Origin of the sequence: Streptomyces sp. YS-3 (assembly GCF_045257485.1) — a bacterium.
Taxonomy (GTDB): domain Bacteria; phylum Actinomycetota; class Actinomycetes; order Streptomycetales; family Streptomycetaceae; genus Streptomyces.
In genome coordinates this window covers 1-11279 of sequence record NZ_JBJHPC010000209.1, presented here as the reverse complement: position 1 = coordinate 11279, position 11279 = coordinate 1, and the positions used below count along the sequence as shown (strand labels likewise).

The window sequence follows — 11279 nt, the reverse complement described above, 5'->3', positions numbered from 1 at the left end:
TACGCGACGGAAGAAGCGCCGCGCTCCGCGCGGCCTGGCCGGCGGCTCCGCCGCCGGGTGCAGTCAACTTCGTTGACTGCGGCACGAATCGCTCCGCGATTCGGCCTGCGGAATCCGCTCCGCGGCTTCCTTGCGCTGGCTAGGGGCGAAAGTTGTTCCACTTCGGGCCTTACTCACAAGTCTACCGACTTTGAGGTGAGTTGATGCCTCTAACGTGTGGGATCCCTGCTGGTTTGGCTCCCGCTCCCTCGCCGAGGAGATCGAGGGTGTGGCGCTGCTGATCTGGTCACGATCGGGACCGGCTGGTGCCCGAGCCTAGCGGGGAAACCGTCGAGAAGGCAAGCATCTAGAGCAAAATGAAATTTTGTGTGAGATGGTGTCAGGACATGGATGGCTCTCCGGACGCCGTGATGCTGAGGTGGGAGGCGGAGCAGGTGCAGATGTTGATGCCGCATCAGATGACCGGCTGTGAGGCGGTCGTGAGAGCGCTGGAGGCGCCTGCCGGTGGTGCGGCCGGGGAGCTGCGGGCACAGGTGCGGATGGCGTGCGGAACGGGCAAGACGCGGCTGGCGGCGGAGGTGGCGAACCGGGTGGCCGCGGGCGGGCGGGTGTTGGTGGTGGAGCCGACGCTGGAGCTGGTGAAGCAGAACCTCCTGGCTTTCCGGCGTGATGGCGGCCGTCGTGGCGCGATGGCGGTGATGTGCTCTCTTAGTGCGGGGGATCCGGTTCTCGCCTCGTGCGGCGCGCCGTCGACCACGGGTCCGGCTCAACTTGCCTGGTGGTGGCGCCAGTTGGAGAGGCAGGGGCATCGGGCCTGGACGGTGTTCACCACCTACGCTTCCATCCCCGCCATTGCCGACGCCCACGCCCTGGCCGTGCCCGGCATTCCGGCGCTGCCCATGTGGGACTTGCTTATCACCGACGAAGCTCACCGCAGCGCCGGCACGACCAGCTGGTCGCTGGTAAACGAGCAGGACGTGGTGCCGGCCCGTCGGCGGCTCGCGCTGACCGCGACCCCGCGGATCTGGAGCACTCTGTCCCGCCCGGCCGTCGGCGACGCCGGACTGGGCTGGCTGACCGACGCTGAGGACGCCGAAAAGGAGCACGCTCAGCACGACCGTGATGAAGACGTTCACGGCGAAGGCTCCACGGCCGGGAGCAGGACCGGGGTGCAGCGGGAGGCGGGGGATGTCAGGCTGCGGGTTCCGGTCGAGGGCGGTGAGCGGCCGCTGGCCTCGATGGACAACCCGGCCTGGTTCGGGCCTGTCGCCTTCGAGCTCACCTTGCAGCAGGCCCAGGCCGCTGGCCTGGCCGCCCGGTTCCAGATCGTCGTCGCCGAGATCGACGACCCCGTTCTGCAGGACGTCGTCGCGGCCCAGGGACGGGCCAGCGAGCAGGCGCGCGGGCTGTATCTGGCTGCGCAGCAGACGGCGCTGCTGAAGGCCGCACACCAGTACGGACTGCGGCGGGTACTGGCGTACGCGAACCGGGTCGAGGACGCCGAAGCCTTCGCCACCACCCTCACCGCACAGGGCGAACGACTCCGCGCCGCGGGTATCGGGGTGCCTGAGCGGGTCTGGGGCGCGGCTCTGTCCGCGAAGAACACTCCTGAACAGCGGCACGCGGTGTTGCGCCGGCAGCTCGCCCAGGGGCGGGGCCCGGACGGGAAGACAGCGGATCTGAGCGTGGTGGCCTCCGTGCGGCTGCTCGGTGAAGGCGTCGACGTCCCCGCCGTCGACTCCGTCGCCTTCATCGACCCCCGCCAGGGCGCCATCGACCTCGTCCAGTGCGTCGGCCGCGCCCTGCGTATCCCCGCCGAGCAACGTGCCCAGGCGGAGCAGGCCGGCAAGACCGAGCAGCACGGTGGTGAGGGCGCGGGCCGGCCGGTGGAGCTGGTGGAGAAGGTCGCGACCATCGTGGTGCCCGTCGTCCATCTCGAGCCCGGCAGCCGCGGTGATCTGTACGGGCCCGCCTGGGACGGCGTCGTCGCCCTCCTACGGGCCCTGCGCGCCCACAGCGAGGCATTGATCGACCAGCTCGCCACACCCCGCACCCCGCACCAGCCACCCGCGGTCGAGGACGCCGAGGAAGGCGGCGATGAGGCGGGGGCGGACAAGGACTCGGGCGTGGAGGGGGTGCTGCGGTTCCTCCAGGCCGAGCGCGATGCCGCGGAGCTCGCGCAGTGGGTACGGGTCCGCGTACGTGAAGGCATCGGCGACGACACCGGGCGTGCTCTGGAAGCCGCCCGCCACTACCACGCCCGGGAAGGCCATCTAAAGGTCCCGCGCGACCACCGCGAAGGGGATGTCCTGCTCGGCGTGCACGTCGAGACTTGGCGCAGAACCTACCGTGCTGGACTACTCGATGCGCGCCTGACCGAGCAGCTGGAGGAGTTCGGCATCGAATGGACACCACGCGAAGACGCCTGGCAGGCCGACTGGCAAGCCATCACCACCTACGCCACCAGGCGCCGCCACCTCCTCCCCCGCCGCGACGAGACCATCGTGATCGACGGGAGCGTCCGCGACATCGGACGGATCATGACCGACTGCCGACGGGATGCCTTCACCCGCCGCTGGCCACAGCGGGTACGCGAGCTCGATGAGCTCGGCGTGCCCTGGCAAGTCAGCGGGCCCTGGAACGCCGCCTGGCAACGCCACCTCACCCTCGTGGATCTTTACGTGGGCGACGGCGGCAGCGTGAGCGATCTGCTCACCGGGCCCCGCCGCTACGGCAGCGAAGACCTCGGACAATGGATCACCGGACAACTCGCACGCTGGACCAGCCTGCGACCCGAACAACAACAGGCTCTTGCCCAGCGCGGGATCGCCACGATGGCGAGGGAGACTGGACGTGCGACGGCAGACGCCGCTGGGCACGGCGCAGCGGAGGGTGGGAAGCACACGCACACGGACACAGGGGCGACCGGGAGCGCTATTCGACGCCGTAGCCGTGCCGAGCGCTTCCAACTCCTCGTAGCCGCTGCCCGGAAACACCTTGATGAGGTGGGTCCGCTCGTCAACGAACACGGACAACACACCGTCGACCCCACCTGGACGACCGTCATCGACAGCATCGAAGTACGGCTACGCCAACGCCTCCACACCACACGCCAACGACGCACCAGCCTCGATGGTGAACAACTCCACCAACTCGCCGAGCTCGGACTTGGGTGGGCCACCACGGAGCTGACCAGCCGGCCGTAGGCGAGGCCGACCGCGAACGTTGAACGGGGCACGACTGTTGGCGGATGAAAGGGTAACTGTTGTGCTGCGGGCCTACCATCGCTTCAGCAGACCGTAGGTGGTGCACCTGACCTGGGTCTGTACTGCTGCAACCTCGAAGCAAGGGGGTGGGCCTTGGCAACGCTGGGGCACATGAAGGAACGGACGGTGGGCTTCTACGAGGTCGTCGTCGTCAAGGATGGCCAGGCTAATCGCATGTCGCAGTCGCTGGACTGGGACGGAATGCTGGCCGACCTTGCCCAAGTGGACGTCTCCGAGCGCACGGTCGAGGGCGACACGCGCCTGGTGGGGACCCTCACCACCTATGACATGCAGGACCACCTGTTGCTGCACCGGGTCAAGGGAGCTGGTGAGTGGCTGTCCGTACTGAACTTCGACACCGGGGATCTGCGTGAGCTTGAGCAGTCCGCGCAGGAAGGGTACTTGGACACCTCGGTGATCTGCTTCTTGCCGTTCGGGAACGTGGTGGGCGTCATGCAGGGCGGGGTTTCCGCGCCTTCCCACAAGGCGCTTGAGACCTGGCTCAACGGGATCAGGATGTTCCCGGGCCACGTCTTCGAAGTGCGGCCGGTAGTCACCCACGCCGAGATCGAGAAGCTGAAGACGGCCGCGGGCGCAAGCCGTGTTGAGGTGAAGGTGATGGCCAACCAGATGAGCGCGCTGGGCGACCGCAGCGGCGGGCTGGCCCGTACACTGCGGGTGGCCAGCGAGGCATACGGGGATATCAGCGTCACTATGATCATCTCGGTTCCGAAGAAGAAGGAGCTGCGCCAGCACCGCGAGCACCTGCTGGCCGATCTGGCTGAGATCTCTGACCTGGTCACCGGCGCGGAGCGTGCCCGTGCGCGGCTGGTGTTCTCTGATCCAGGAGGCGAGGAGCGCACGAGGCTGGTCGAGCTGGTGGAGCACAGCATTACGGCAAAAAAGCGCGTACCGGCCACTGATGGCGAAGGCAGGTCAATCCGGATTGTGTCAGCGGTCGATGCGATCCTTGGAGCAGCCGCCGAGCACGAGGAAGCCCTGCGGCTGGCGGTCGACGCCGGGGGGCCGTGACCTGCTCGAATGGGGGATCAGGTGGGCGTACGCGACAGGGCCGTAGAGCGTTGGGCTGAGCACCTGTGGGGCGACTACCTGGTCTCCGCAGTCGTGGCCGGTACCCATGCAGGCGTGACACGCTGGTGGCACCGGGGGGATTTCCTGGCCTGGATCGACTCCTCTCAGCGAACCGACCTGTATGCCGCGGCGGCCGGTGTCACGTCGGCGATCGGCGGCCTGAGCGCCATCGCGATCTCCTTGTACAGCGCGGCCAACGGGGAGCGGCTGCGTGCGGTACGGCGCCAGCAGCAGCACAGTCTGCGGCGCAGCTGGCGCAGTCTGCTGCAGGGCACCGCGCTGGCCTGTCTGCTCCTTCTGGCCTCCTTGGCCGTTGACCGTGACCAAGACCCCCTGTCTGCGCGATTTGTCTTTGAGTACGCGATGGTGTTCGCCGTATGCCGGTTCGCCCGGCTCGTCTGGCTGTTCGATAGTGTCATGCGCATCTCTGATGCCGACCTGGCCGAGCCCGCAGCTGTCGCCCCGCCCGCGCGGGATCCCGACTGGGTCCGTCGTCGAGGTGGCTCCTCCTCCTCCTGACGCCGCCGCTGACCGACCCAGGGCATGCGCAACTGCCTTAAGCACACACCAGCATCCCGAGCCCGCTGCTCCGTCATGGAGCATCCCCGCTCACGAGACTATGCCTTGGGCGAGTGGAGTCGGACCGCAAGGTCAGCGGAGAAAGCAGCCTCACGCAGACGAGGCCGCTGACGCCAGCCGGGACCGGAATGCGGCTGGTTACCCGGTTCATGCATGTGCGGTGCCACCGACAGGGGACCTGCCCATTGGCAGTCCGGCGCCAGGGCACGGCAGCGGCGAGCACCTGCGTGCCGGGCAGCCGCGCCTGTACCTCGTCTTGGGCGCGCAGCAGCCCGCCAATCCCTCAGCAGTCAGCGGCGGTCCAGCCCGTCGATCAGCTTGCGGAGGTTGCGCACCGCCCGGTCGGAGGCACCGCGCGCCGCCAAAGCCCCCAGGATGACATCACTCTCCAAGATTCCCGCGCCGCGCAGGTCCTGCAGGATGTGCTCGGCCTGCTGCTTGCCGAAGCGGTCACCGAAACCGTTGTTCTTGTAGAAGTCCAGCCGGTCGATCGCCGCCGCCAGTTCGGGATTGAGCGAGGCAGGCTGCTCGTCGGGCCGGGTGAGGTCGACGGCCCCCAACTCGCGCGCCCATCCCTTGAGCGGGAACCCGTGGACGCTCTCCACCACAGCCAGCGATGACGCCCGGGCAAGTCTCATCGCGAAGTCGAGGGTCTTCTCGTCCGGTACGTACGCAAGGACCGGCCCGGTACCGCGACCGGCCCGGTCACGCGAGGCCCGCGGTGTGGTGACCCTGTGCTCTCCCGCAAAGCGCCGCAGGGACGGGACCTGTTGTTCGGCCCCGAAGGCATTGAGCACAAGCACGCCGGTGGCGCCCTGCTCCACGCACTCTCGCCGGATCCAGTCCACGGCCAGGTCGGCTGCAACGTCCCAGCCCCGCTCGGGATCGTCGTCCGGCACCCACGCCGCCCGCAGGATGCTTCTCGTACTCGCCATGTGCACGTCCTTCCACCACTTTCTGAGCGGGCCGCCCACAGGACGTAGCCGTATCGGCCACGTTATCGGCGGGCTGTGACAACCGGCGCGGCGTGCGCGCAGAGGAGAACCGGGCAGGTTCGGTCACGGGCATGCCCTGAGCGAGGGACCCCGGACGGCCGGGACAGCCGGATCGGCAGTGTTGAGGTGCCAGCAATGGGCAGCGGTATGCCAGTCCTGTGCCGGATGGGGGTGCCGGACCGCGGGGATATCGAGGCCCGCATCGCGGATGAGGTGGTCGAAGCGGACGGGAGTGCCGAAGCAGCCCGCGAACAGCCCGAAATGGCCGATGGTACGCGGGGTACGCCGTCGGAAGGCGAGGGCGGCTGCGAGCAGGGAGCGGGCGCGGGGCGGGATGGCGTAGATGTGCCGCGGTCCGGGTGGCATGCCCACGTTGACCCTCGAGTCGCGGTCGATGGCCAGACGGGTGGCGTGCTCGTCGATGCTGGTGATCTGGGTCATGGACAGCAGCCCCGGGGCGGTGCCGGTGAACAGCAGGGCGGCCACAGCGGCGGCACGCAGCGGATTGGGCAGGTGCGTAGCAAGGGTGTGGGCCACGTGCGGGGTGATCGGCACCGTGGTGATGCCGGGTCCGCCGCACTCGGTGAGGTCGCTGGGGACGTCGAGGCGAAGTTGCCGGCTGAGGAATCCGGCCTGGGCACCACGCACGCGGGCGAGGGTGTGCTGGGGGCTGGGGCTTGAGACGGTCAGCCGGGCCAGGAACAGGCGCAAGCCCTCCATGTCCTGCCAGGCATCGGCGCCTTCGGAGCCGGTGCCCTTGGCCGGGGGCGACGGAAGGGGTGATGCGGGCCCACGGCGGGCGAGCCAGGTGCGGGCGGCGGCGTAGCCGGCACGGTACTGACGGTCGGCGCACGTGAAGTCCCCATCGTCCAGGTGGCGCCGGCAGTCGGCGCGGAAGGAGGCAACGTCGCTGTGGGGCAGGTCGGGCAGCAAATGGACCTGATCGGACGGGGGCGGGCCAGGACGACGCTGGACGGTGGGTGGGCCGATGGCGTTCACGACGGCGTCCGTGCCGCGCACGGCCAGCAGGCTGGACAGGCGGGCGGCGATGAGGCGCTCTTGCAGGCGTTGCTCATCGGCCGGGGTGGGCGTGTGAGCAATGAGGGTGAGGCGGATGCCGGTCTCGGCACGCCAGACGGCCAGGCGCCTAAGGCGCTCGGGGGTGAGGCGGTGGGCGCGCAGCACGATGGCTTCCTTGGTTCCTGTGGTCAAGGTCCAGCAGGTCACCGCGCGCCAGGCCGCGTCGGTGGCCATCCGCTCGGCGTCAGGGCGGGCGAAGCTGTCGCGGCCCATGGCGCCCAGCAGGTCCAGGGCGAGGTAGGCGAGGCTGTTGGTGTGCGGGGTGGGGTCCGTGGTGATGCGGCCGCCCTCAGGGTGGGCGCGCTGATGAGCGGCGTGGTGGACGGTGCGGTCGTCGCTCGCGTCCAGCAGGAGCGTGACGGGCGGCGGGGCCGGCGGTGCGGCGAGGCGGGCGGGAGCGGTCATGGGCGGCGGGAGGTATCGATACGGCGGACGACCTGCCGCAACAGACCCGGGGCGGGGCTGGTTGCGCCGGTGGTGGTCAGGACGCGTTGGACGTGGTGGGTGAGCAGGGCCCAGCGGCGCAGGCTGCCGTGGGCGAAGTGGCCGTCCAGCAAGCAGAGATCATCCGGAGTGACGCTCTGCCACAGCGGGTGCAGCGCGGCAATGGCGAGGGGGACCTGGTCACGGGTGAGCGGCGGGAGCGTCAGCCACGCCGCGGTACGGGTGTGAAGCATCCGCTGAGCACGCAGCGCCTTCTCGCCGTGCTGGCCGGCGATCAGGACGGTGCACAGTCCGCCTAGAAGGTCGTCGTGCAGGAACCGGAGGTACTCGAAGCAGGCCCCGGGTATCCGGTCGGCTTCGTCGACGACCACGATGCGCGGCCTGGCTCTCAGCGCACGGCGGATCAGGGCGTCGGCAGCCGCCGGTCCGCCAGGCGCAGAGCCCTCCAGCCGCAGAGCGTGGTGCAGGTGGGCGCGCAGGTCAGCCGGCCGGGGCCGAGCCCCCAGACGCAGCGGAACATAGGCCCGGGGGAAACGGGTGTGGCCCGTGTGGTGGACTGCGAAGGTCTTGCCCACTCCGGCGTCGCCCAGCACGCACAGGAAACGCCGCTGCCGGTGGGCGTCGGCGAGCGCACGGCCCAGGGCCACAAGGCCGGGGGTCATGACGGTGCGCGCCCCGGCCAGGCCGAGGAAGTGCAGGTCCTCGAGCGCAGCCTGGTCGGCAAGGGGGAAGGGCTGCCCAAGAGCCGCTAAAGACCGCACGGCTGCCACCGTCAGCACCGGGCCAGAGCCCAGTCGACGACTGTCTCGTCGACCTGGTCGGCGCCCAGGTACTCCATGCCCTTCAGGACGTGCTTGGTCACCTTCACCCATTCGCGGAACGAGCCGAGCGCGTACTGGGTGTCGATCCGCTTGAGCAGCGCCTCATCCACGCTCCGCCACACAGGGTGGGAGCCGGGAACCGTTGTGAGGATCTCGTCCTCGGTCATCGCCAGGATCTCCAGGCGGATGTAGATCCTGGAGGCCAGCGCCGGGTCGCTCTGCAGCGTCTCGTAGGCCTCTCGGCCGCCGACGAACACGATGGCGGGCTGGGGATCGCAGTTGTCCCACAGCTTGCGCAGAAACTCGAAATTCTCCCTCCGGTACTGCTGCGCCTCGTCGCACACGATCACGTACGGACGCCGGGGCAAGGCCTCGCGCAGCAGCTTGTCGAACGCGGTCGGAGTGCCGGGCATCTTGCAGTTGAGCCGCATCTGGTGGAACAGCTCCTCGCGCAGGTCCTTCGGCCCGGGGCGGGAGCGGGCGAAGTCGAGCGGGAGGATCAGGTCCGGGTTCATCTCCTGGATCGTGGCGCGGGTGGAAAAGCTCTTGCCGAGCCCCGGGTCGCCGTAGATCACGGACATGGCCCTGGACTCGACGGTGTCGATGACGGTGTCCTTGATCTGCAGCAGGGTGTCCGTGGCGACCAGCGTGGAGTCCTTGAGACCGAGGAAGTGCTGCGGGCGCAGGTCGGGGCGGCGCCTGGATGTCTCGCTCGCCGGGGCGGCGGCCGACTGGCGGCGCTGGCCAAGGTGCGTGCGCTTGGGGGCGGTTGTCACGAGGCGTCGTCCTTGGATGCAGTGCTGGCGGATGTGGTGTCGTGGGGGTCTTGCCCGGGGCGTTTCCACGTGGCCGGGATGGGGGTCAGGGGCCGGTACGGCTGGGTGCGGCGGCGCGGCGCGGCGGGCGCCCTCGCGCCCTCGAGTTCTGCGCGGGCCTCGGCCTCGGTCATGCGCACGGCACTCACGGGCAGTTCGGGCCGGGTAGACGGCAGGTGACGTTCCCGCCGGCGCTCACCGGAGCGCTGCAGGGCCGCCCGCAGCACCCTGCTGTGCTCGTCGCGCTCAAGGAGCACCTTGGCGCGCAGTTCCTCGCTGGCTTCGTTACTGAGGAAGGCCCGGCCCAGGTAGCGGTTGCCGCGGAAGGTGTACAGATCGATCTCGTGGGTGTGGTGCGGCATCCACCGCACCCGCACCTCGAGCCCGATCCGGCCCACCCCGTTCTCCGGCATATAGGCACGGCCCGCGAACTCCACCCCATGGCTGGTGATCCTGTGGACCCTGTGGTCGCTCTCCAGCATGAAGGCGCGCAGCTCGACCGCGTTCGGCTCGGGCCGGATCTCTGCCGGGTCGGCCTGCCAGGCGGCAAGCGGCGTCATCCCGGTGCGCTGGACGACGTGCTCGGTGTTGTGCTGGTGGACCCACTCCCCCAGCAGGCCCACGAACGCCTCGAAGGTCAACGGCGGGTCCGTCTCACCGAGGCGGCGGCGGTGATCGAGCCGGGGCGCTTTCGTATAGCGGGGCAGATCAGCGAAGAACCGCGTCATGCTCGTACGGTTAAGGCGTTCGATGCCGCCCTTGTGGCGTGCGCTGCGTACCCGGTGGACCGGCACGCCGAGGAGGCCGAAAGCCCGCCGTACGGTCCTGGACAGGAAGTCGGCGCCGCCGTCGACGCGCACCAGACCCGGCAGCCCGCCGGCCGGACCATAAGGCGCCTCACGCAGGACGGAGGCACGTACGGCCGCCAGGACGGAACCGCGGTGCGCGGAGCCGGCAGTGACCGCCCAGCCCATCACATAGCCCGTACCGCGGTCCTCGAACCACGTCACCCACACCCGCGACGGCTTCCCGTCGGGCATCATCACCACGGTCTCGGCCTGCTTGTGATCGCCCTCCCACACCTCGTTCCGCGCCACCTGCGGCCGCTGAAAGCACGGGTCGAACCCCCGGGCCGCGGGAATCCCCTCCCGCAGACCCGCCATGAAACCCGGATCGAGATCCCGGGCGATCGCGTCATGCAGCGTGGTCAGCCCCGGCGGCTTCTCCCCCGCCGCCACCGCCACCTCGACCAGATGCTCATGAGCGCGCTTCACATTGCCCTGACAGTCAGCAAGGACATCGATGACCTCCTCGGTGATACGGAACCGTCTGCGCTCGGGCTTCTCCAGCGAACCGGTCTGCTCAGCCTCAGCCAGCCAGCGCCACACCGTCCGCACGCTCACACCCACCGAATCGGCGACCAGCCGCACATGCGCGGTCCTCAACTCCCCGCTCTCCCGCAGCCGCAGCAGCTGAGCCACCGCAGCCGGCCGCAACTCATCCCGGTGCCGGCCCAACCCCGCCTCGGGTACGCCCTCGGTCGCGGTCACCGGCACCAGCGCCCACACGACCGGCCAACGCAGGCGGGTAACAGCACGACGATCACAACCCCAAGCTCCCGACAGTCAACGACCGCCCCGGACAGGGCAGTTCAGCCAGCGCCCCATGGGACAGGAGCAACGGAAGTGACGCTAGATCCAGAACCTCGGACAACAGTCCCTACGATCACCAGAACAGGTGACAGAGATACGTTTCTCCCCCACCTCGCACCCAAATGCGCTAAAGAGCGCACCCTGCCCGTCACCGGGCAACACCCCGTCGACTCCGCTGCATGCCCCCCCCAGCCGTCCTCCGGACGTGCGGCGTACACGGACAACAGGACCCCCGCAGGAGGAGGCTCGGCGAAGACGTCACCGGCCGATACGGACTCATGCCACCGCAGCATCCGGACCACTGACACCAAACCCAGACAGCCAACCGGCCGCCGACCAGCACATAGATGGCTTCCACCGACGACACGCGAAGCCGGACGCCTCAGCGACAGATCCCCCGAACTTCACACCGCAGCATCCGGACCACTGACACCAAACCCAGACAGCCAACCGGCCGCCGACCAGCACATAGATGGCTTCCACCGACGACACGCGAAGCCGGACGCCTCAGCGACAGATCCCCCGAACTTCACAC

The 11279-nt window shown here is 69.2% G+C and carries 8 protein-coding genes; 3 read left to right on the top strand and 5 right to left on the bottom strand.

The window, feature by feature from the left end; all coding sequences use genetic code 11:
* Positions 1–386: 386 nt before the first annotated feature.
* The 3 genes from ACJA3G_RS18525 (at position 387) to ACJA3G_RS18515 (ending at position 4877) form a co-directional block, all read left to right on the top strand.
* Positions 387–3206 carry a Helicase associated domain protein gene (locus ACJA3G_RS18525; RefSeq protein WP_406554116.1) on the top strand — a complete coding sequence of 940 codons (2820 nt, stop codon included), beginning with the start codon at positions 387–389 and terminating at the stop codon, positions 3204–3206.
* A 186-nt stretch (positions 3207–3392) separates the two neighbouring features.
* Entirely contained in the window at positions 3393–4298 is a 906-nt protein-coding gene (locus tag ACJA3G_RS18520; protein ID WP_406554115.1) for a hypothetical protein, read from the top strand.
* Between the two features lie 21 nt (positions 4299–4319).
* Positions 4320–4877 (top strand): hypothetical protein, encoded by a 558-nt coding sequence (locus ACJA3G_RS18515; protein ID WP_406554114.1) that lies wholly within the window; start codon positions 4320–4322, stop codon positions 4875–4877.
* 350 nt (positions 4878–5227) lie between these two features.
* Here ACJA3G_RS18515 and ACJA3G_RS18510 read toward each other — a convergent pair whose 3' ends face one another.
* From ACJA3G_RS18510 to ACJA3G_RS18490, 5 genes are all read right to left on the bottom strand, one after another.
* Complete coding sequence (locus ACJA3G_RS18510) at positions 5228–5836, bottom strand: hypothetical protein (protein WP_406554113.1); 609 nt, start codon at positions 5834–5836, stop codon at positions 5228–5230.
* 159 nt (positions 5837–5995) lie between these two features.
* A complete protein-coding gene (locus ACJA3G_RS18505) occupies positions 5996–7417 on the bottom strand; it encodes a hypothetical protein (protein ID WP_406554112.1) in 1422 nt (473 codons plus the stop codon).
* The gene (locus tag ACJA3G_RS18500) at positions 7414–8217 is read right to left on the bottom strand and encodes an AAA family ATPase (protein ID WP_406554111.1); all 804 of its coding nucleotides are present in this window, start codon (positions 8215–8217) and stop codon (positions 7414–7416) included. The genes ACJA3G_RS18505 and ACJA3G_RS18500 overlap by 4 nt, the downstream gene beginning before the upstream one ends.
* Before the next feature lie 11 nt (positions 8218–8228).
* Entirely contained in the window at positions 8229–9053 is an 825-nt protein-coding gene (locus tag ACJA3G_RS18495; protein ID WP_406554110.1) for an AAA family ATPase, read from the bottom strand.
* Positions 9050–10642 carry a Mu transposase C-terminal domain-containing protein gene (locus ACJA3G_RS18490; protein WP_406554109.1) on the bottom strand — a complete coding sequence of 531 codons (1593 nt, stop codon included), beginning with the start codon at positions 10640–10642 and terminating at the stop codon, positions 9050–9052. Before ACJA3G_RS18490 ends, ACJA3G_RS18495 begins: the two co-directional genes overlap by 4 nt.
* Positions 10643–11279: the final 637 nt, after the last annotated feature.

Excerpts from the sequence above, each read along its gene's own strand:
- ACJA3G_RS18525 (WP_406554116.1), top strand. The coding sequence starts at position 387 with ATGGATGGCTCTCCGGACGCCGTGATGCTGAGGTGGGAGGCGGAGCAG.
- ACJA3G_RS18505 (WP_406554112.1), bottom strand. The coding sequence starts at position 7,417 with ATGACCGCTCCCGCCCGCCTCGCCGCACCGCCGGCCCCGCCGCCCGTC.